The following is a 19813-nucleotide window of genomic DNA, read 5'->3' on the forward strand; positions in this document are numbered from 1 at the left end:
TGTAAATGCCAGCGATCAAATGTTGCGGGGGCGGATATCCTCACGCAAATGCCGGCAGCGTCTCCGGGTAGAAGCGGTGCAGCAGCGGCGCCAGATGGGCGCGCAGATAGCCGATCGCCGAGTCCGGCAATTCGCTGCGCCACTGCCCGGCGGTGCCGGCACGGTAGTGCGAGCCGGCGTCCACCTGCCCCGGCGGGCGCCCGGCCACCGCAGCGAAGCTGTGCTGGTCCGCCGGCGGCAACAGGTGGCCGGGGTGCGATGCCTTCAGCAGACCGCCCAGGCGCTCCGTCGGCCGCTGCACCACATCCTCCATCCGCAGCGTGACGAAGCGCGCATCGTCGAAATCCCAATGCCGCAGGGCGTGCAGCGGGCCGACCGCGCCGGGGTGGAAATCCGCCCGTTCCAGGAAGGCCAGGGTCAGCAGCAACCCGTCCTCCGCCGGCACCCGCCGCAGCAGGTCCTGCTGCGCCGCCAGTTGCGGCCAGCCCTCGGTCGGGTGGGTGTTGCGATGGGAGTGATAGGCGGAGACCACCAGGTCCAGCGGATTGCGGATGATGTGGATGCCGCCCGGGATGCGCCCCGCCAGGAACGGATAGGCCGCATTGGCCAGCAGCACGAGCTGCGCCGCATCCTCCGGCAGATGCGCGCTGAGATGCGTGGCGGACAGCGACAGCCCGTTCATCCGCGCATAGGCGCCGAGGTAGCGTGCCAGCCAGGCGCTGGCACATTTGTGGTGCGTCAGGACGTAGGTCATCGCAGGCTCCGCAGCCTCGCCTGCAAAGCGTAACGAAGCCCGGCTGTCCAGCCTCAGGCCGCGCGCAGGAAGGCCACCCGCACCGCGCCGTGCTCCCGCGCCGCCACCTCGGTGAAGCCGGGGGCTTCCAGCGCCTCCTCCCGCCCCGTCTCGGCCACCACCAGCGCGCCGGGCGCGATCCAGCCGGCGGCAGACAGCGCGGCCAGCGCCTTCGGCACCAGGTCCCTTCCATAGGGCGGGTCGAGCAGCACCAGGCCGCAGGGGGCGGGCGCCGCACGGGGGCGCAGCACGTCGCCGCCCAGCACGGTGCAGCGGGCTTCCTCCTTCAGCGCGACGACGTTCTGCCGCAGCACGGCCAGCGCCACGCGGTCGCTTTCCAGGAAGCAGGCATGGGCGGCGCCGCGCGACAGCGCCTCCAGCCCCAGCGCGCCGGAACCGGCGAAGGCGTCCAGCACGCGCTGGCCCTCCACGGCACCTTCACCCGTCCCGTTATCCGCCCAGGGCGCATGCAGCAGCATGTCGAACACCGCCTGGCGCACCCTGTCGCTGGTCGGCCGCGTGGTTTCCCCCGGCGGCGCGGCCAGCCTACGCCCGCGGTGGAGTCCGGCGACGAGTCGGAGCACGGACATGCCTCCGCGGTTCGGCGTTGCGGGCGCGCGGGATATTGCCCGGGCGGGGCGGGCGCTTGCTGACGGGTGCCGCCGGTTCGGCCGAGGGGTCGGCCGGCGGCGCGGCGGCGGCGGCGGCCTCGGCGGCCACTTCCTCGCGCCGCCGGCGCTTGGCCGGGGCCTCGCCGATGCCGAGCTGTTCGCGCATCACCTTCGGATGCACCTCCTCCACCGCGCCCTTCGGCAGGGTGCCGAGCTGGAAGGGGCCGTAGGCGGTGCGGATCAGCCTTGTGACCTGCAGGCCGAGATGCGCCATCACCCGGCGGATCTCCCGGTTCTTGCCTTCCTTCAGGCTGACGGTGAGCCAGGCGATGCCGCCCTGGCGGCTGTCCAGCCCACATTCGATCGGGCCATAGGCCACGCCCTCGATGGTGACGCCGCGCGACAGCGCCGCGAAGGCGCGCTCATCGACATGGCCGAACACCCGCACGCGGTAGCGGCGCAGCCAGCCATTGCTCGGCAGTTCCAGCTTGCGGGCCAGCGCGCCGTCATTGGTCAGCAGCAGCAGCCCCTCGCTGGTCAGGTCGAGCCGGCCGATCGAGACCACGCGGCCGATCGCCGGGGGCAGGCGCTCGAACACCGTCGGGCGGCCCTGCGGGTCCTTGTGGGTGGTAACCACGCCATCCGGCTTGTGGTGGCGGAACAGCCGGGTGCGCTCCGCCGTCGCCACCGTCTTGCCGGAGACGGAGACACGGTCGCCCGGCTTCACGAAGGTGGCGGGGCCATCCACCGGCTTGCCGTTCAGCTTGACCACGCCTTCCGCGATCAGCTTCTCCGCATCGCGGCGGGAGGCGATGCCGGCCCGCGCCAGGTACTTCGCGATGCGCTCGCCGCGCTCGCCAGTGTCCTCGATGGCTTCGGGGGCCTCGGGCGTGAGATCCTCGGGTTCGTCGGTCATCGGCGGGCCGCCTCGACAAAGGCCGAAAGGATATCCGGGTCGCGCGGGTCCACCGCATATTCCGGGTGCCATTGCACGCCGAGGGCGAAGCGGTGGCCGGGCAGCTCGATCCCCTCCACCACGCCATCCGGCGCCACGGCATTGACCACGGCGCCCAGCCCCGGCGTCGCCACCGCCTGGTGATGCGCCGAATTCACCGCCATCATCTGCGTGCCGACGATGCGGGCCAGCAGCGTGTCCGGCGTGATCGCCACCTGGTGCCCAGGCTCCGTCCGCGGATTCGGCTGCTCATGCGCCAGCGCGCCCGGCACCTCGTCCGGGATGTGCTGGATCAGCGTGCCGCCGAGCGCCACCGCCAGCAATTGCTGGCCGCCGCAGATGCCGAGCACCGGCAGGTCCCGGTTCAGGGCCGCGCGCGTCGCGGCGAGTTCGAAATCCGTGCGCCCCGGCTTCAGCGTCACCTTCGGATGCGGCGCACCGCCGCCCCACAGCGCCGGGTCCACGTCGAAGGCGCCGCCGGTGACCAGCAGCCCGTCGATCACGTCGAGATACTCGACCGCCAGTTCGGGATGGTGCGGCAGCGCGACGGGCAGGCCCCCGGCCGCGATGATACTGGCGAAATAATTCTGGCGGAGCGCGTACCAGGGCAGCTTGGACCAGCCGCCGGCCGGTTCCGCATCCAGGGTCACGCCGATGACCGGGCGTCTGTTCATCCGGCCGCTATAGCACTTCCGCGCCGCCCGGCACGCCCGAAGGCGACGAAATCCGGGCGAAACCGCTCGACCCGCCACGCCCGCCGGGGCAAATCAGCCGCATGTCGCCCATGGAGATCGCATTGCAGGAAGCCCGCGCCGCCGCCGCGCGCGGGGAGGTGCCGGTAGGCGCGGTGGTGACGGATGCCGCCGGGCAGGTGCTGGCCCGCGCGGGCAACGAGGTGGAGGCCCGCCGCGACCCCTCTGCCCATGCCGAGCTGCTGGCGCTGCGCGCCGCCGCGGCGGCCACCGGCGACAAGCTGCTGCCGCAGGCGACCCTGTGGGTGACGCTGGAGCCGTGCGCCATGTGCGCCCAGGCCACCGCCTTCTTCCGGGTCAAGCGCCTGGTCTTCGGTGCCTATGACCCGAAGGGCGGCGGCGTGGAGCACGGCCCCCGCATCTTCAGCCAGCCCACCTGCCACCACGTCCCGGAAGTGGTGGGCGGGGTGCGGGAGGGTGAGGCAGCCGCCCTGCTGCGGGAATTCTTCGCGGGGCTGCGGTAGCATCCAGATCCCGGTGATCGCGGCCGATCACCGCCTCGATCGCCGGCGTGGCTCCGCGCCACATGGCGCGGCGGCCGCAGGTTCCAGGCGATGGCTTCCTTGTCTCACTCCATCGGGATGTTGAAGCGCCGGATCACCGCGCCGTACTGCGTCACGGTGTCCTGCATCAGCCGCTCCAGTTCCTCCGGCGTGGAGGACACCGCCGCGGCGCCGGTGCCTTCCACAGCCGCGCGATATTCGGGGGAGGCGACGGCCGCGGTGACCAGTTCGTTCATCCGCCGCACCACCGCCGGCGGCGTGCCGCCCCCGCCGCAGATCCCGAGCCAGCCGAAGGCGACCAGCTCCATCCCCTGCTCCGCCAGCGTCGGCACGTCCGGCGCCACCGCAAGGCGCTGCGGGCTGGTGACGCCGATCGCCCGCACCTGGCCGGATTGCGCCAGCGGCATGGTGTTGACCAGCGGCCCGACGAAAAGCTGCAGCCGCCCGGCAATCAGGTCCTGCAGCACCGGCGGCGTGCCGCGATACGGCACCTCCACCATGGTGACCCCGGCCGCCCCCTCGAACATCCGCGCCACCAGGTTGGGCATCGAGGCGGGGCCGACATGGCCGAATGCCATCCCCTCCGGCCGTGCCTTCGCCAGGGCGACGAATTCCGCGAGGCTGGCCGCCGGCAGGGCGTTGGGCACCACCAGCGCGTAATAGGCGCGGGTGATCTGGCTGATCGGCGCCAATTCCCCCAGCGCATAGGGGCGCGAGGCGCTCATCGAATTCAGCGCGTCGATATAGGTGCAGACCAGCAGCGTGTGGCCATCCCGCGGCTGCGACAGGACATGGTCCATGGCGATGCGGCCGCCTGCGCCGGTACGGTTCTCCACCACCACCGGCTGGCTGAGCTGGCCGCGCAGCTTTTCCGCGATGATGCGGGCCGGGATGTCGGTGGGGCCGCCGGCCGGGAAGCCCACCACCAGCCGCACCGGCCGCTCCGGCCAGGCCCCCTGCGCCGCCGCCGGCAGTGCCGTCAAAAGGCTTAAGGCTGCAGCCGCGATGATCCGCATGCGCATGACATTCGTCCTGACGTTTCCCCGGCGGGCAGCATGGCGCGGGCCGGGGGTCGCCTCAACCCCGCGCGGCGCGGCTCCCGCCGCGGCCGGCCGCCTAAAGCATCCGCCCCAGCCGCAGCGCCAGCAGCACCCCGCCGACCGAGGCGGCGATGAGGCTCAGCGCCATGGCGAAGCCGCCGGGCGATTCAACGCCCGGCAGGCCGCCCACATTCATGCCGAAGATGCCGGCCACCAGGCTCGCCGGCAGCATCGCGGCGGAGATGACCGAAAGCACCAGCAGGCGGCGGTTGGTTTCCTCGGCGACGCGCGACGCCGCCTGGTCCTGCGCGATCCGGCCGCGTTCCAGCACCGCGGCCAGGGCCCGGGCCGCCGCCCGGCTGCGCCTTGCCTCCAGCAGCAGCGGCGCCGCCAGCGGGGCGAGGGGCGCGGGGCAATCCTCCGCCAGATCGTCCAGCGCCTCGGCCAGCGGGTCCAGGTGGCGCGACAGGCGCAGCGCCTCCCGCCGCAGGGTGGCCAATGCGTCGCGCGGCGGGTTGCGGTCGGGGCGCAGAAGCTGGTCCTCGATCAGCGCCATCTGCCGCGCCAGCAGACCGATGACCTGGGCGAACTCCAGCATGGCGTGGCGCAGCACGCTGCCCAGCGCCTCGGCCGGAAGCGTCACCCGCGGGGTCTCCAGCGCCAGGTGGACGCCGCGCAGCGGGTGCCGGCGGGCGGTGACCAGCAGCCCGGGCGACAGCGCAAAATGCAGCAGGCCGACCGGCGGCGCGCCCTGCGCCTCCGCGTCGAAATGGATGTCCGGCAGGCAGCCGAACAGCGCGCCTGCGGCGACTTCGACGCGCGTCGTCTCCTCCGCCTCCACCAGCGCGGCGCGGGCGGCGGCGGGCAGGCCGGGCAGCGCCAGCAGGAATTGCCGGGCCCGCGCATCGACCAGGTCGAGATGCAGCCAGAGCGGCCCCTCCCCGTCCTCGACCATCCGCGCCACATCTGGCGGGGTCAGCGGCGTTGCGGCATCGCCCAGCCGCCAGGCGGCAATCAGGCCATGGCAGGGTGGCAGGTTGGCGGCGGAATCGGGCATGGGCGATCGGACCGGAGGGCGTGGCGGGTTTATACCCGCGCCCAGCCCGCCGCGTCAGGCCGCGTGGTGGACGCCGGCAGCGCGCGGATCCCACCACCAGAGCGGGTCCGGCCCCACCATCACCGCCCCCTGGAAGCGCGGCGCCGGGCGGTGCTTCGCCTCGCCCGCCAGGACGGCGGCGCCGCGTTCCGTCAGCCGCCAGGGCGCCTCGCGGGTGATCAGCCGGTGCGGGCCGGTGGCCAGGCGCTGCGCCACCTCCCGCACGATCAGGTCGGTGACGTGGAACACCGGGTCGGCCGCCAGCAGGGCGCGCAGCACGGCCGCCTCGTCCGCCGCGCCATCCGCCACCGCGCGCAGCAGCAGCCGCTCGGTCAGGGCCAGGCCATCGGCGCGCCAGGGCAGGTCCTTCAGGTGGCGCCGCATCGCCGCGGCCAGATGCGGCAGCGGCGAGGCGCGGCGGCTCAGGCGGTCCAGCGCCGTGGGATCGGGGCTGGCGAAGGCGGCCCAGGCCTCGGCCCCGGCCTGGAGTTGCAGCGCGCCGAGCGGCACGGGCTGCAGCGCCGCCAGTTCCTCCACCGCCAGATGGGCGAAGGGCCGGCGACCATCGGCCGGCATCAGGAACAGCCGGTCCGCCAGCGGCGCCCCCGCTGCCGAGGCACGATCCGCCAGCAGCGACAGCACGCGGATCAGGCAGGCCTGATCCCACAGGTCGTGCTCGAACCACAGCAGCACCCGGTCGAACCGCGCCAGCCCGTTCAGCGCCATGTATTCCCGGCCCAGCCGCAGCCGCGCTTCCTGCCCGTCCACCCCTGCATGCAGCGCGATCACGCGAGCGCGCAGGCCAAGATAGGCCATCAGCTCGTCATCGGAGACGGCGCCGACGCAGACCGGGTCCGCGATCGGCAGGTACGCCCCGTCATGGCCGGCGCGCGGCAGCAGGTCCCGCAGGTCGTCGCCGCAACGGATATGGGCGGTGGAGGTCATGCCCCGGGATGCCACAGCCCCGCCGCCCCGGCCAGATGTCTGGCCGGGCGGCGGTTCACATCACAGACGCAGGCCGAGGCGACGGATCATCTCGCCTTCCTCGGCATATTGGCGGCGGGCGAAGGCGGCGTATTCATCCGGGCCGAGGTGGAAGGGCGCCATGTCGAAGCGGTCCAGGATGGCGATATGGGCCGGGTCGAACAGCGCCCCCCGGAACGCATCGTGCAGCACCTTCACATGGTCCGGGTTCATCCCCTTCGGACCGGCCAGCCCGTAGGGGGAGGCCGAGACGATGTCGATGCCGTTCTCCTTAAGCGTCGGCACATTGGGGAAGCGCTTGGCACGCTCCGCGGTCCAGGTCGTCAGCAGGCGCAGGCGGCCAGACAGCACGAGCTCCGCCCAGCCGGAGCTGTCGGCGCTGGCCTGGATCTGGTTGCCGAGCAGCGCCTGGCTGTTCTCCGCCCAGCCGCGGAACGGCACATGCGTCCATTCGATGCCGCGCTGGCCGGCGATCTGCTCCATGGTGATGTGCAGCGAGGTGCCGACCCCCGGCGTGCCGTAGTTCACCTTGCCCGGATTGGCCTTCGCGTAGTCCAGGAACTGCGACAGGGTCTGCCAGGGGCTGTCCGCGTTCACCACGATGCCGAACAGGTAGCCGGTCAGGTGGATGACGTAGGTGAAGTCTTCCAGCGGGTTGAACAGCGCGCGCGGGGCCATCTGCGGATGGCGGAACACGCTGATCGGCATCTGCGACAGCACGTAGCCATCCGGCCGCTCATTCAGCAATTGCTGCGGTGCCAGGATGCCACCGGCACCGGCGCGGTTCTCCACCACGATCGGCTGGCCGAGCCGCTTCGAAGCCTGGTCGGCCAAGGCGCGCATCTGGATATCGGTGGTGCCGCCGGCGGCCCAGGGCACCAGCAGGCGGATCGGCCGGTTCGGGTAGCGGTCCTGCGCCCATACCGCCGGCGCCGAGAGCAGCGCGGCGCCGAGGCCGAGTGCGGTGCGGCGGCCGATGGGCGGAATCGTGGTCTTGGTCACTGCGGTGCGGCCTCCCTGCCAGGTGCCGGCCTTGGGCCGGTCTTCACCTGATCTGGTATCGCGCCCCGCGCCGCGCCGCAATCTCCACTGCGCGGCGCGGCATCACTCAGCAAATCACGCCCGCGCGGGCTCAGTTCATGAAGACGCGGGCGGACAGGGCCGACTGGAAGATCAGGTTCAGCAGGTCGCGGGCGATCTGGAAGTTCTTCGGGTCCAGACGCGGCAGGGCGATCAGCTCGTCGCCGGGCGCCGGGCCCTCGGTCGGCTCCAGGATCAGCTCGCCGGATGCCTTGCGGATCATCACCTGGCTTTCCACGCCGCGTTCCGCGAAGCCGCCGGCGGCGCGCACATAGTCGGGGATGCGCATGTCCGGCCGCCACACCACGGCCTGCGGCACCGCCACCTCGCCGGAGACCAGCACCGTCTGCACCCGCTCCGGGACGACGATGACATCGCCATCCTCCAGCCGCACATCGGCGCAGCGGCCGGTGCGGTCCATCACCACCAGGCGGCCTTCCGGCCGGGTGCGGCGGGCGCGCTGGATGTAGGAGGAGACCAGGTTGGCCTCCACCGCGCGGATCTCGGCGACGCCGGTGGTGGAGGAGACGGACATGAAAAGCTGGCGCTCCAGCCGGTCCATCGCCTCATTGATCACGCGCGTCTGCTGCGCCGCGACGGAGGGCCGCAGCAGGAAGACGCCGGCCGGGTTGGCCAGCACCGGGTCCACCGCGACATGGTCCAGCAGCGTGCAGAGCGAGGTATCGCGATCCGCGATCAGCACGGAGGGTCCAATGCGGCTGCCCTCGACCGAAACGCGCACGGTGGGCGCCGGGGCATCGGTGATGAAGGTGACGGTGTCCTGGTCCATCATCTGCAGCCCGCCCAGTTCCCGCACCGTGACGTAGCGGGCGAAGGGCTGGCCGCCGCGGGTGCCGCGGATCACCACATTGGTCGCCGCCGGCAGGGGCGAGGCGAGGTTCAGCAATTCGCGCCCCGGCATCGACCGGCCGCTGACCTCGAACAGGAAGTTGTTTCGGACCGCGCCATCGGCGCCGACCATGGCGCCCTGCGGCGCGACGACGACGGTATCACCTTCCTGCATGGTGATGTTGGGCAGCTGCCCGGTCAGCAGGAAGCGGTAAAGGTCCACCCGCGCCACGGTACGGCCGCCGCGGTTCACCACGATGTCGCGGTAGGACCCGCGGCCCGGATCCACGCCGCCGGCGCGCGTCAGGTAGTCCAGGATGCTGTCGGAACCGGCGCCCATGTGGCGGCCGGGCAGGCGGACGTAGCCGGTGACGAAGACGCCGACCTGGCTGGCATTCAGCAGCACGGCATAGACCTGCACCTGCTGCGAGTAGACGCGCCGGACCTCGGCCTCCACCACCCGCTGCACATCGCCGGCGCGGGTGCCGGCCAGGCGGACCGGGCCGATCTGCGGCAGGAACAGGTTGCCCTCGGGGTCCACCACGCCGACCACCGAGGCCTCGATGAAGCCCCAGATGGTGACGGAAACGCGGTCGCCCGGCCGGATCACATAGTTCGGGTTGGGCGAATCGGTGGCCGAGGGGGGCGCCCGGGTGAACAGCGCCGCGCCGAACACCACGGTGGCCGGGCCCGCGGCGCGCGCCGGGTCGCCGATCGGCCCGACGGCCACGGGGCCGCCCTCCGCCGCGGTGGATGTGCCGGCGCGGGCGGTGTTGATGGTGTCGCCGGTATTGCCGAGCAGCGCCGGCAGGCTGCCCACGGCCGGGCCACGAATTGCCTGGCCCGCATTCGGCAGCCCCGGCGCCTGGATCTGCGCGCCCGCAATCCCTGGCAGCAGCAGCGCCAGCAGCAGGGCCAGCAGCGGCACCATGCGGGGGAGGCGGTGCCAGGCCAGGCGGTGGATCGCGGCAGTCGGGCGGCGGGCGAAGTCGAGCATGTCGGGCAGAATCCGGAAATGGAGCCGGCGCGAGGCCGGCCAGCGGTTAGACCCAGCGATCAACCTGGCTTGGCAATCTGTGCGAGCAGCCTTTCGGGGGCAGCCTCGTCGGGGCAACTTGTCCTGGCGGCGTGGAAAAGGCCACGCCGCCGTGATGCACGGGCCTGGATTGCCCGCTTCTGTTGCCGCAGACCCTCACCTCGGCCCTCGCCTCAGCTGGCGTGCTCACGGGCGCCAGCCAGTACCAGCCAGCCGATCGCGAACAGCACGGTCAGCGCCACAAGCAGCGTGATCGTGTTGAACATCGCCTTCGGGAAGGTCGCCCGCTCCGGCATGTTCGGCTCGACAACGCGCATCAGGAACACCTGCTGGCGCTGGGCATCGGCGCGCGCCGCCTCCATCGACCCGATGGCGGAGGCATAGACCCGTTCCGCGAATTCACGCTCGAGCTGCAGGCGCTCATAACCCGAAAGCTGCTGCGTCAGCGTCTCGTCGCCACTGGTGCGGCGCTGCCGTTCGGTCGCGATCTGGGCCTGCAGCGCCGCGATGCGGTTGTTGAGCACCTGGACCTGCGGATTGTCGCGCCGCATGAAGGCCTGCTTTTCCTGCAGTTCCGTCCGTGCGGCCGAAAGCGCCGCCTCCAGCCGCCCGATCGTCTGCACGGCGGAACCGACGGAGGCGGTGGGGTCCAGCGTCTGCTCCCGCTCGCGGAAGGCGGTCACGGCCGCGCGGGCGGACAGCACGCGTTGCTCGGCGATCTGCACCTCCTCGCGCCCGACGCGCAGCGTGTCCTGAGAGGTCCGGGCGGAGAAGCGGTTGACCAGATCCTCGGACAGCGCCAGCAGCGCCTCGGCGAGCGCTTGCGCATCCTCCGGCCGGTAGGCCAGCACCTTCAGGGTGATGATGCCGGTCTCCAGGTCGTATTCCACGGAGACGCGGCGCCGGTAGTAGCGCAGCAGCCGCTCGGCTTCCGGATCCTCGTACCAGAGGCGGGAAACGCGGTCGGCTTCGGGCCGGCGCCAGATCTCGGCCAGGTTGAACCGCTGGCTGAGACCGTCCACTGCATCGCGGCTATCCACGAAGGACCGTACCGCCTGCGCCTCCTCCGCCCCCGGCCGGACCGCGCCGGCGGAAGCGCCGAGGATGCTGGCGATGCCGGCCGCCCCGCCGCCGCCGCTGGCACCGGGCCGCCCGCGCACCAGGATGCGGGCCTCGGCCTCGTACATGTCGGCCGCATAGGTCATGTAGTAGGCGCCGACGATGGCGGTGGGCAGCAGCACGAGCAGCACGTACCAGCCGAGCGCGCTTTTCGGCCGCAGTCGCGCGAACAGGCTGCGCCGCGGCCGCGGCCGCGGCCGCGCCTGCGGCAGCGGCGCGTCCACGCCGGAGGTGGTGGCGGCCTCAGAGGGCCTTATAGGTGGCGACAGCTTCATCGACATCCTCGAAGAAGGTCAGACTGCCTTCGTTCAGCACCGCGGCGGAGCGGCAATACATTTTCAGGTGTTCGGGCACGTGGCTGACCAGCACGAGGGATCGGCCGCGGGTCTTCTCCGCCAGCAATGCCTGCGCCCGCGCCACGAAGCGCTGGTCGCCGGTCGCCGTCACCTCGTCGATCAGGTAGCAGTCGAAATCAACCGCAAAGGACAAGCCGAGCAGCAGCCGCCCCATCATGCCGACCGAATAGGTCTTGGCCGGCATGTCCATGTACGGGCCGAGTTCAGCGAAATCCTCGACGAAGTCGAGCACCTTCTTGATCGGCTGGTTGTAGATGCGGGCGATGAAGCGGGCATTGTCGGCGCCCGACATCGAATTCTGCAGCCCGACGCCATGCGCCAGCGGCCAGGACACCGTCATCCGGCGCTCGATGCGCCCGGAATTGGGGTGCTCCACCCCGGCCAGCATCCGCACCAGCGTCGATTTGCCGGCGCCGTTGCGGCCCAGGATACCCAGCGCATCGCCGGGCCGGATGATGCCGGAGACGTTGCGCAGCACGTGCTTCTTGCCGCCGCCGCGCAATTCGTAGTGCTTGGAGACCCGGTCGAAGTAGATCATCAGAATTCTAGCTTCGTGCGCACGGCGCGCACCGCGGCCATGCCGAGCAGGTTAACCAGCACCACCCAGGCGAGCACATAGGGCACATCGTAGTAGGCGGGGATCTGGTCGCCGAACATGCCGTCGCGCAGCATCTCATGCACATTGGCCTGCGGGTTCCACAGCAGCATCTCGCGCCAGGAACGCGGCAGGTAGTGCAGCGCGAACAGCGCGCCGGAGAAGGGCAGCGAGATGTAGGTCAGCGGATGCACGATGCGGTCCACCACCTCCCACCGTGCGGCGCCGGCGGCAACCAGCAGGCCAAGGCCATTGGCGAAGGCGAACAGCAGCAGCAGCGCGAATACCATCGTCGGCAGGTCATGCGGCATGAAGCCGGTGATCCAGGACGTGCCGGCCAGCACGATGATCAGCACGCAGGTGACCGCGGCCATCTCCAGCAGGTGGCGCGCCAGCATGATGTCGATCAGCCGCACTTGGCGGTGATACATCAGCGTCATATTGGCCTGGAAGGCGGTGGTGGCGCGGTTGATGATGGCGCGGAAGGCGAAATACGGCGCGTAGCCCACCACCGAGAACAGGAAGGGCGGCACGTTGCCCATTTCCCGCGACGAGACGAACGACTTGATGACGCCGATCATGCTGGCCAGCAGCAGCGGCTCCAGGAACAGCCAGAGGAAGCCAAGATGTCCGCGGCCGAAGCGGGTCTGCAACTCGCGCAGCAGCAGGGCGTGGATGACCCGCCCCTGGACCTTCAGCCCCTCGATCGTACGGTCGAATTGACTCCGCGCAGCCGGAAACCCATCCGGCAACCCCCTGGGCGGCCCTCCCGGGCCACCGGTGGCCGCACTCACGGCCTGGCGGCCCCGCCGCCACGCAGCAGGGACCGTGCCTCGACCCAGCCACCCGGAACGGCGCAGACCAGGCGGGATCGTTCCACCATGCCGGCACCGACCAGCATCTCGCGGCATTCGCGCCCGCTGGCGGCGTAATAGGCGCGCACCAGCCGAACCTGCGCGGTCTGCCCGTTCGCCAACGTCACCCGATCCACCGCACCGGGCTGCGCCTGGCCCGCCCACACCACCAGCGGGTCGCTCGAGGCCGGGGCGCTGGCCACGGGCGTCGCACGACTGCCCAGCCCCTCCGCCCCCAGTCGCGCGCAACCGGTCAAGGCCACCAGCCCCAGCAGCACAACCGTGGCGCGCAGGAGCACAGGGGCATTGGAGAAGGCAGCCGGCTTGGCCGGCACCTGTGTGCAGTGCATCATGGTTGTCGAGACTAGCCGAAGCCCTCCGCTTAGGCAAAATGCAAATACATGCAGCGACCCATGCAAGGACCCCGGCAAGCACCCCCGCAAGCCGGGGATCACGGCCCCACGCCGGCGGACGCCGCGCTGCCGCCGCTCCGGCTGCCGCCTGCCGCACTGGCGGCCATCCCTTACCTGCCCGCCTTCTTCCCTGGCCACAGCCTGCTGGCCACGACAGCGGGCGAGGCGCCGACGCTGCAACCAGCCGGGCCCGACGGCATCCGAAGGGGGAACACCCCTGCGGATCACGCCATGTTGCATTATACAACCGGGCCCTTCCGCTCGCCGCGCCTCGGTGCGCGGCAACTCCCGCTGCTGCTGGTGATCGCCACCGGACCGGACCCGGTGGCAACTGCGCTGTCCCGCCAGCCGGCAGCACCCGGCCTGGCGCAGGCGCGCCAGGTGATGGCGGCGATGGCGGCCGGCCGACTCGGCGCCCCACCCGGCCTGCCCCGGCACCACCCCGAGGTCGGTGCTGCCCGCCACATCCTGCTCGACCCCTGCGACCCGGCCGGGCGGCAGGCCGCGCTGGCCAGGCTGCATGCGCTAAAGGCAGCAGACGAGCCGGTGCTGCTGCTGCGCGACCCCTTCGCGGCTGGCGCCCCCGTGCTGCCGGGCAGCCTGCCGGCGACCGATCCCTGGTGCCTGCTCGACCTCGGCCTGCCCCTGCACGGCGCCAGCCGCGACCTGGCGCTGCTGGCACTCGCCGCCGGCGCTGAACTGGCCGATGGCCCCCTGGCCGGCGCCGACGCCGCCACCACCTGGGCCGCCCTGCTCGCCGCCACCCGCGCCGCCGATCCGTTCCGCGGCGAAGCCTGCAGCATCGAGCAGGGCCTGGACCTGCTCGCCCTGTGGCAGGCGCGGGAGGCAGAGGGGCGCGGCATCGCCGCCTGCCTCGGCATCCACCCCTACAAGCGGGAGCGAGTACGCGAACTGCTCGCCTCCGCCGCGCCACCGCCCAGCTTCAGCGGCAATCCGGAACGCGCCGTGGCGCTGGCCGCCCGCCGCGGCGGCGCCCTGCTCGCCTGGTCCGCCAGCGCGCCCGAGGACCTGCCGGCGCGCTGCGCCGCCGCCGGGGTGGAATTGCGCTGGCTGGAGGATGGCTTCATCCGCTCCGCCGGCCTTGGCGCCGCCTTCCGCGCCGGCGCCTCCTTCGCCCTGGACCAGTGCGGCCCCTACTACGATCCGGGGCGGGAGAGCGACCTGGCGCGGCTGCTGGCCACCGCCGAATTCCCGCCCGCCCTGCTCACCCGTGCCCGCGCCCTGCGCCTGGCCGTCGTGGCGCGCGGCGTCACCAAATACAACCTGACCGGCGCCGTGCCGGAGATCGCAGCACCACCCGGCCGCATCCGCATCCTGGTGCCCGGCCAGGTGGAGGACGACGCCTCCATCCGGCTTGGCGCCGGCCGCGTGCGCCAGAACCTGCATCTGCTGCGCGCCGTCCGCGCCGCCGCGCCGAAGGCCTTCATCCTGTACAAGCCGCATCCGGACATCGAGGCCGGCTTCCGCCGCGGCCGCATCGCCGAGGCGGAGCTGGAGGGTCTGGCCGACCAGGTGCTGCGCGGCGTGCCCATGGCGCCGCTGTTCGGGCTGGTGGACGAGGTCCATACCATCACCTCCCTCACCGGGTTCGAGGCGCTGCTGCGCGGCCTGCCCGTCACCTGCTGGGGCACGCCCTTCTATGCCGGCTGGGGCCTGACGGAGGATCGCGGCCCGCCCGCCACCCCGCCCCGCAGCCGCCACCTGACGCTTGACGAACTGGTGGCCGGGGCGCTGATCCTCTATCCGCGCTGCATCGACCCGCTGACCCGCCTGCCCTGCCCGCCCGAGGTGCTGCTGGACCGTATGGACCGCCCGGACCTGTTCCCCACCGGCCGCCGCGCCCGGCTGCGCGCGCTGCAGGGCTTCCTCACGCGCAGCATCGCCCGCCTGCGAGGCTGGCAATGATGGGCGCACCGAACGGCATCGTCATCAGCGGCGCCTCCCGCGGCCTCGGCGCCGCGCTGGCCCGGCGCTTCGCCGCCCCCGGCACCCGCCTGCTGCTGACCGCGCGCTCCGCCACGGCGCTGGAGGCGGTGGCGCAGGAATGCCGGACCCGCGGCGCCAGCGTCACCACCGCCCCGCTCGACATCACCGACGCCGCCGGCATCGCCACGGCGCTGGCCGCCTTCGAGGCCACCGGGCCGGTGGACCTGGTCGTCGCCAATGCCGGCACCTCCGCCGGCACCGCGCCGGACGGCACGCCCGAAGACACCGCCGCCGCCGCACGACAGGTCGCGGTGAACCTGATCGGCGCCATCAACCTGATCGGTCCCCTGCTGCCCGGCATGCGGGCGCGCGGCGCCGGGCGGATCGGCCTGATCGCCTCCGTCGCCGGCTTCCGCGGCCTGCCCGACTTTCCCGCCTACTGCGCCAGCAAGGCAGGGCTGATCGCCTGGGGCCAGGGCCTGCGCGCCGCCGAAGCGCCGCGCGGCCTGCGCGTCACCATCATCACCCCCGGCTTCTTCGAAAGCGCCATGGGCGAACGCTTCCACGGCCCCCGCCTGTTCCTGCTGACCCAGGACCAGGCCGCCGACCGGGTCCACCAGGCCCTGCAAGCCGGCCACCCCAACGCCGCCTTCCCCTGGCCCCTCGCCCTGACCCTGCGCCTGCTCGCCCTGATGCCCCCGCGCCTCGGTGACTGGGCCAGCCGCCGCATGCGGTTCCGGGTGAGCCCGGAGGGGTAAGGCGCGGGTGGCTTGCAGGAGGGGCGCTGCCCCTCCTGCACCTCCCCGCCAGGACCCGGGTCCTGGACCTCGTGATTCGTCAGTGATGGTGGCGGAGGGGCCGGTGCGCGCTCCATGCTCGCGGTCGTCCCGGCCCCTCCGCCACCTTCACCCAGGTCCTCGCGGTCCAGGGGCCCGAGGCCCCTGGTCGGGGGTGCAGGGGGCTGACGCCCCCCTGCCATCACCCGCGCTACACCTCGGCGCTGGTCCGTGCCGGCGCCTGCAGGCCCGGGCCGACGCGGTCGGCGTGGAGGGTCGCGACGATGGCCTGCACGGCCGCGGCGCGGCCTTCGGTGCCGTAGAATACGCCGCGGAGTTGGGTGGTGGCTTGCAGGGCGGCCAGGAAGGCGTCGCGCAGCGACAGGTCGGGCAGTTCCGCCTCGGCCCAGAAGCGGTCGAGCGGCCCCTGGTGCGCCAGGCCCGGCACGTTCCACACCGCCTCGCCCAGCGCCTTGGCCGGGCGGCCGAGGGCCAGGGCGCGCAGCCCCACGGTGCTGTTGATGGTGATCAGGCCGCGCCCGCGCAGCAGCATGGCGTCCAGCGGCCCGTGATGCGCCACATGGACGCGGCCCTGCACTCCGGCGCGGCGCGCCATGGCGTTCACCCGGCGACCCCAGCGTTTCACGCAGGGGTCCAGCGGGTGCACCTTCACCAGAAGCTGCGCCTCGGGTGGGGCCATGCGGGCAAAGCTGTCGAGCACCTCCGCGATCGGCGTGTCGAGGTCGGGGTAGGGCGAATAGGCGCGGACGGAGAAATCCGTCTCCATCTGCATGGCGAACAGCCAGAACGGCGCGCTGCCGATCGCCTCCAGCGCGCGCAGCCCTTCCGCATGCTCCGCGCGGCGCCGCAGCAGGCGCCGGGCGATGCCGAGATAGGTGTAGATCGGGTGGTGCAGCTGGTGGCTGACGTAGCGCGGGAACGGCCAGGGGGCGAGGTTGGCCAGGTGGTAGGCCACGTCCCATTGTGCCTGCAGGCGAAAATCGTCGCGATAGCGCTCCGTCAGGTCGGCCGGCGGCAGGCCCTGGGCGAGGGCCTGGATGGCGCCCGGGTCGCGCGGGAAATGACTGTCCCCACCCATGCCGTCGCGTTCCAGGGTCACCCAATCCGGGCGGAAATAGCCGAAATCGGTCACGGCCACGGTCACGCCGCGCCGATGCGCGGCGGCGATGGCGGCACGGTGGTAGGCGCGCTGTTCGCCGAGCAGCAGGATATCCGTGATGCCATGCTTATCGAGGTAGTCGGCGATGAACTCCGGCCAGGCGGTCTGCGTCCCCTGGTAGTCCACCGCCGGGCGCACGCCCGGCATCTGGCGCCAGAACAGGCGGTCGCCCAGCGACAGGTTGATGCGGTGCACGACATGGCCGAGCTGCGCGAGCCCGGCCGCGACCTCGAAGAAGACCGGGCTGATCGGCCCCTGAAGGAACAGGAAGTGCCGAGGGCCGGTCCGGGGCCGGGCCTGAGTTTCCCCGGTCCGGTCCGGCGGAGATGCGTGCGAAGGATGGGGCGGCATGTGCACCCCATAGCCATCACCGGTGCCGAAACTGTCAATGCCGGGAAGTACCTGGTCGGTTTCGCGAGGTTTCACACAACCGTGCCCCGCCACAGCCGCCAGCGCCCGCTGACCGGCGCGGGCAGCCGCGCCATGGCATTCCGCATTGCCGCGTTGCCCTCCAGGATCCAGGAGATTTCCAGCCTTTGCCAACCGCGCCGTGCGGCGAGGCCGATCGCCTCCCGCAGCAGGGCGCCCATGGCGAGCGCGCTGGCCGGGTGCCCCCGGAAGGCCTGTGTGATGCCGAGCATGGGCACCCGCGCGGAGGCCACGCGCCCGGCCAGCACGCCCACCAGCCGCAGCCAGCCGAACGGCAGCAGGCGGCCATTGGCGGGCATCGCCGCGGCCAGGTTCGGCACCACGGCGACCAGCCCGACCGGCGTACGGTCCCAATCGGCGAAGACGACCTCGCCGGACCACAACAGCGGGCGCAGCAGCTTGCCGAGGCTTTCCACCTCCGCCGGGCGCAGCGGCACGGCGCCCCAATTGGCGCCCCAGGCATCGTTGTAGAGCGCGGCGATGCGGCGGACCTCGCCGGCGAAGTCGCGCCGGTCCATCACCCGCAGGCGCAGCCGCGCCATATCCGCCGGGCGTTTCAGCGCCAGCGCGGCGAACCGCGCCGAGTGGCGCTCGGCCGGCACATCCAGCGTGCAGGCCAGTACGTCCTGCACCGGCAGCAGGCCAGCGGCATCCAGCATGGCGGGCAGCCATCCGGGCGTGCCCGGCATGCGGAGCATCGGCGGCCGGTCATGGAAGCCGATCTGCGCGCCGACCTCATGGTTGATGGTGAAGGACAACGGGCCGGTCATCTCCGCCCGGCCCTGTGCGCGGATGAAGTCACGCGCCGCACCCAGCAGCGCCGCCACCACCGCCGGGTCCTGCTCGGTGCAGAGGAAGCCGAAGCTGGCGGGTGCGGTGGCATCATGCGGCACGCAGGCGGCGATGCGCCCGACCGGGTTGCCATCGCGCCAGGCCAGGAAGCGGGCCACGTGATGATCCGCCAGGAAGTGAAAAAAGCCCGGATCGAACATCCGCGCCTCCTCCCACCGCAGCGGCACGGACCAGCCGAGGTGGCGCAGCCGTGCCGGCAGGGCGTGGAAGGCGCGTGCTTCCGCGGCGGTGGCGACAAGGCTGGCGTGCAGGCTCACCCGGCGAGGTCGGCCGGCGCCACGCCGTCCGTCGCGGCCACCAGCGCCGCCACGGCATCCCGTACGTCCTGTTCGGAATGCTCGGCCGAGAGGAAGAAGCGCAGCCGTGCCAGCTTCTCCGGCACCGCCGGGAAGACGATGGGCAGCGCGTTGACGCCATGGTCCAGCAGCGCCGCCGAGACGCGGATGGCGCGCACGGAGCTGCCGAGCACCACGGGAACGATGCCCAGCCCCTCCGAATTTCCGGTGTCGAAGCCGCGCGACCGGCACAGGTCGCGGAACAGCGTGGCGTTGGCCTGCAGCTTGGTCACCCGCCAGGGTTCCGCCGCCATCACGTCCATCGCCGCGGCGGCGGAAGCCGCCAGCGGCGGCGACAGGCCGACGGAATAGACGAAGCCCGGCACGGTGTGGCGCATCCAGTCGATCAGGTCGCCGCGCGCCGCGATGTAGCCGCCGGCGGCACAGAGCGTCTTGGACAGGGTGCCCATCCAGATATCGACCTCGGCGGGATCGACCCCGGCGGCCTCGAACACCCCCTTGCCGGTGGCGCCGACGCAGCCCAGGCCATGCGCGTCATCCACCATCAGCCAGGCGTCGTGCTTGCGGGCGATGCGGACCAGCGCGGCCAGGTCCGGCACGTCGCCATCCATGGAATAATGCCCCTCGACCAGCAGCAGCGCCCGCCCGGCGCTGCGCCGCACGCTGGCCATCTCGCGCTCCGCCGCGCGGGTGTCGTTATGGGCGAAGGACACGCGCCGGGCGCCGGACAGCTTGGCCCCCTCGACGCAGGAATTGTGAATGGCGGCGTCGTGCACGATGACATCGCGCGGCCCCATCAGATGGCCGATGACCGTCACATTCGTCGCATGCCCGCTGACGAAGGCGAGCGCCGCCTGCTGGCCGTAATGCGCCGCCAGCCGCCGCTCCAGCTCCCCATGCACCGGCCTTTCGCCGGAGACGAGGCGCGAGGCGCTGGCGGAGATGCCGTAGCGCGCCATGGCGTCCGCCGCCGCCTTGTGCAGGCGCGGGTCGCCGTTCAGCCCGAGATAGTCGTAGGAGCCGAAATTGATGGTGTCGCGGTTGCCGATCAGGCTGTGCGCCCCGGCCCTTCCCTCATGCGCGCGGAAGAACGGGCTTTCGATGGACAGCGCGCCCATCGCCTCCTGCATCAGGCCGAAATCGCGCAGCCCCTGGATGGCCCCGAAGCCCTTCTGGTCCGAGGCGGCCTGCGCCTCCTGCCCCTCGCGCCGCCGCGCAAGGCGTTGGACCAGCGCAAGCCGCGCGGCGTTGGAAAGGCCGAATCCCTGACCGCGACTCATGCTCTGGTGCTGATCCT

At 72.1% G+C, this 19813-nt stretch carries 18 protein-coding genes and 1 pseudogene; 3 read left to right on the plus strand and 16 right to left on the minus strand.

What is annotated here, in order from left to right:
• Positions 1-40: 40 nt before the first annotated feature.
• The 4 genes and pseudogenes from HB662_RS00400 to HB662_RS00415 all read right to left on the minus strand — a co-directional run bounded on the left by HB662_RS00400 (position 41) and on the right by HB662_RS00415 (position 3033).
• On the minus strand, positions 41-754 hold the full coding sequence (locus HB662_RS00400) for a sulfotransferase family protein (protein ID WP_168046063.1): 714 nt from the start codon (positions 752-754) through the stop codon (positions 41-43).
• A 53-nt stretch (positions 755-807) separates the two neighbouring features.
• A complete protein-coding gene (rsmD, locus tag HB662_RS00405) occupies positions 808-1377 on the minus strand; it encodes a 16S rRNA (guanine(966)-N(2))-methyltransferase RsmD (RefSeq protein ID WP_342449411.1) in 570 nt (189 codons plus the stop codon).
• Between the two features lie 148 nt (positions 1378-1525).
• Positions 1526-2320: pseudogene (locus HB662_RS00410) on the minus strand (pseudouridine synthase); the annotation flags it as partial.
• Entirely contained in the window at positions 2317-3033 is a 717-nt protein-coding gene (locus HB662_RS00415) for a gamma-glutamyl-gamma-aminobutyrate hydrolase family protein (protein ID WP_168046069.1), read from the minus strand. The gene HB662_RS00415 and the pseudogene HB662_RS00410, both read right to left, overlap by 4 nt.
• A gap of 110 nt (positions 3034-3143) precedes the next feature.
• On the opposite strand from HB662_RS00415, the gene HB662_RS00420 reads away from it, so the two are divergent.
• Positions 3144-3575, plus strand: coding sequence for a nucleoside deaminase (locus HB662_RS00420; protein WP_168047517.1), 432 nt, complete (start codon positions 3144-3146; stop codon positions 3573-3575).
• A gap of 104 nt (positions 3576-3679) precedes the next feature.
• On the opposite strand, the gene HB662_RS00425 is transcribed toward HB662_RS00420, so the two are convergent.
• The 9 genes from HB662_RS00425 to HB662_RS00465 all read right to left on the minus strand — a co-directional run bounded on the left by HB662_RS00425 (position 3680) and on the right by HB662_RS00465 (position 12976).
• Positions 3680-4636: a Bug family tripartite tricarboxylate transporter substrate binding protein gene (locus tag HB662_RS00425; protein WP_168046071.1), complete on the minus strand. Its 957-nt coding sequence runs from the start codon at positions 4634-4636 to the stop codon at positions 3680-3682.
• Positions 4637-4730: 94 nt separating this feature from the next.
• On the minus strand, positions 4731-5711 hold the full coding sequence (locus tag HB662_RS00430) for a CorA family divalent cation transporter (protein WP_168046073.1): 981 nt from the start codon (positions 5709-5711) through the stop codon (positions 4731-4733).
• Positions 5712-5765: 54 nt separating this feature from the next.
• Positions 5766-6695 (minus strand): hypothetical protein, encoded by a 930-nt coding sequence (locus HB662_RS00435; RefSeq protein ID WP_168046075.1) that lies wholly within the window; start codon positions 6693-6695, stop codon positions 5766-5768.
• 60 nt (positions 6696-6755) lie between these two features.
• Positions 6756-7736 carry a Bug family tripartite tricarboxylate transporter substrate binding protein gene (locus HB662_RS00440; RefSeq protein ID WP_342449412.1) on the minus strand — a complete coding sequence of 327 codons (981 nt, stop codon included), beginning with the start codon at positions 7734-7736 and terminating at the stop codon, positions 6756-6758.
• A 130-nt stretch (positions 7737-7866) separates the two neighbouring features.
• Positions 7867-9660, minus strand: coding sequence for a polysaccharide biosynthesis/export family protein (locus HB662_RS00445; RefSeq protein ID WP_245185358.1), 1794 nt, complete (start codon positions 9658-9660; stop codon positions 7867-7869).
• 212 nt (positions 9661-9872) lie between these two features.
• Positions 9873-11093 carry a capsule biosynthesis protein gene (locus tag HB662_RS00450; RefSeq protein WP_168046077.1) on the minus strand — a complete coding sequence of 407 codons (1221 nt, stop codon included), beginning with the start codon at positions 11091-11093 and terminating at the stop codon, positions 9873-9875.
• Entirely contained in the window at positions 11062-11712 is a 651-nt protein-coding gene (locus HB662_RS00455; protein ID WP_168046079.1) for an ABC transporter ATP-binding protein, read from the minus strand. The genes HB662_RS00450 and HB662_RS00455 overlap by 32 nt, the downstream gene beginning before the upstream one ends.
• Entirely contained in the window at positions 11712-12521 is an 810-nt protein-coding gene (locus HB662_RS00460; protein ID WP_168046081.1) for an ABC transporter permease, read from the minus strand. Before HB662_RS00460 ends, HB662_RS00455 begins: the two co-directional genes overlap by 1 nt.
• Before the next feature lie 38 nt (positions 12522-12559).
• Positions 12560-12976, minus strand: a complete 417-nt coding sequence (locus tag HB662_RS00465) for a DVU3141 family protein (protein ID WP_168046083.1) — start codon at positions 12974-12976, stop codon at positions 12560-12562.
• Positions 12977-13267: 291 nt separating this feature from the next.
• On the opposite strand from HB662_RS00465, the gene HB662_RS00470 reads away from it, so the two are divergent.
• Together HB662_RS00470 and HB662_RS00475 are read left to right on the plus strand one after the other, a co-directional pair.
• Positions 13268-14962: a capsular polysaccharide export protein, LipB/KpsS family gene (locus HB662_RS00470; RefSeq protein WP_168046085.1), complete on the plus strand. Its 1695-nt coding sequence runs from the start codon at positions 13268-13270 to the stop codon at positions 14960-14962.
• Positions 14959-15741, plus strand: coding sequence for an SDR family NAD(P)-dependent oxidoreductase (locus tag HB662_RS00475; protein WP_245185359.1), 783 nt, complete (start codon positions 14959-14961; stop codon positions 15739-15741). The genes HB662_RS00470 and HB662_RS00475 overlap by 4 nt, the downstream gene beginning before the upstream one ends.
• A gap of 229 nt (positions 15742-15970) precedes the next feature.
• Here HB662_RS00475 and HB662_RS00480 read toward each other — a convergent pair whose 3' ends face one another.
• From HB662_RS00480 to HB662_RS00490, 3 genes are all read right to left on the minus strand, one after another.
• The gene (locus HB662_RS00480; RefSeq protein WP_168046087.1) at positions 15971-17290 is read right to left on the minus strand and encodes a capsule biosynthesis protein; all 1320 of its coding nucleotides are present in this window, start codon (positions 17288-17290) and stop codon (positions 15971-15973) included.
• A gap of 71 nt (positions 17291-17361) precedes the next feature.
• The gene (locus HB662_RS00485; protein ID WP_168046089.1) at positions 17362-18477 is read right to left on the minus strand and encodes a hypothetical protein; all 1116 of its coding nucleotides are present in this window, start codon (positions 18475-18477) and stop codon (positions 17362-17364) included.
• Positions 18474-19796: an aminotransferase class I/II-fold pyridoxal phosphate-dependent enzyme gene (locus tag HB662_RS00490; protein WP_168046091.1), complete on the minus strand. Its 1323-nt coding sequence runs from the start codon at positions 19794-19796 to the stop codon at positions 18474-18476. Before HB662_RS00490 ends, HB662_RS00485 begins: the two co-directional genes overlap by 4 nt.
• Between the last annotated feature and the right edge of the window lie 17 nt (positions 19797-19813).

The organism is Falsiroseomonas frigidaquae, from assembly GCF_012163145.1.
Taxonomy (GTDB): domain Bacteria; phylum Pseudomonadota; class Alphaproteobacteria; order Acetobacterales; family Acetobacteraceae; genus Falsiroseomonas; species Falsiroseomonas frigidaquae.

Excerpts from the sequence above, each read along its gene's own strand:
- HB662_RS00490 (WP_168046091.1), bottom strand. The coding sequence starts at position 19,796 with ATGAGTCGCGGTCAGGGATTCGGCCTTTCCAACGCCGCGCGGCTTGCG.
- HB662_RS00435 (WP_168046075.1), bottom strand. The coding sequence starts at position 6,695 with ATGACCTCCACCGCCCATATCCGTTGCGGCGACGACCTGCGGGACCTG.
- HB662_RS00445 (WP_245185358.1), bottom strand. The coding sequence starts at position 9,660 with ATGCTCGACTTCGCCCGCCGCCCGACTGCCGCGATCCACCGCCTGGCC.
- HB662_RS00425 (WP_168046071.1), bottom strand. The coding sequence starts at position 4,636 with ATGCGCATGCGGATCATCGCGGCTGCAGCCTTAAGCCTTTTGACGGCA.
- HB662_RS00465 (WP_168046083.1), bottom strand. The coding sequence starts at position 12,976 with ATGATGCACTGCACACAGGTGCCGGCCAAGCCGGCTGCCTTCTCCAAT.
- HB662_RS00420 (WP_168047517.1), top strand. The coding sequence starts at position 3,144 with ATGGAGATCGCATTGCAGGAAGCCCGCGCCGCCGCCGCGCGCGGGGAG.
- HB662_RS00450 (WP_168046077.1), bottom strand. The coding sequence starts at position 11,093 with ATGAAGCTGTCGCCACCTATAAGGCCCTCTGAGGCCGCCACCACCTCC.
- HB662_RS00455 (WP_168046079.1), bottom strand. The coding sequence starts at position 11,712 with ATGATCTACTTCGACCGGGTCTCCAAGCACTACGAATTGCGCGGCGGC.
- HB662_RS00480 (WP_168046087.1), bottom strand. The coding sequence starts at position 17,290 with ATGCCGCCCCATCCTTCGCACGCATCTCCGCCGGACCGGACCGGGGAA.
- HB662_RS00470 (WP_168046085.1), top strand. The coding sequence starts at position 13,268 with ATGTTGCATTATACAACCGGGCCCTTCCGCTCGCCGCGCCTCGGTGCG.
- HB662_RS00415 (WP_168046069.1), bottom strand. The coding sequence starts at position 3,033 with ATGAACAGACGCCCGGTCATCGGCGTGACCCTGGATGCGGAACCGGCC.
- HB662_RS00430 (WP_168046073.1), bottom strand. The coding sequence starts at position 5,711 with ATGCCCGATTCCGCCGCCAACCTGCCACCCTGCCATGGCCTGATTGCC.
- HB662_RS00475 (WP_245185359.1), top strand. The coding sequence starts at position 14,959 with ATGATGGGCGCACCGAACGGCATCGTCATCAGCGGCGCCTCCCGCGGC.
- HB662_RS00400 (WP_168046063.1), bottom strand. The coding sequence starts at position 754 with ATGACCTACGTCCTGACGCACCACAAATGTGCCAGCGCCTGGCTGGCA.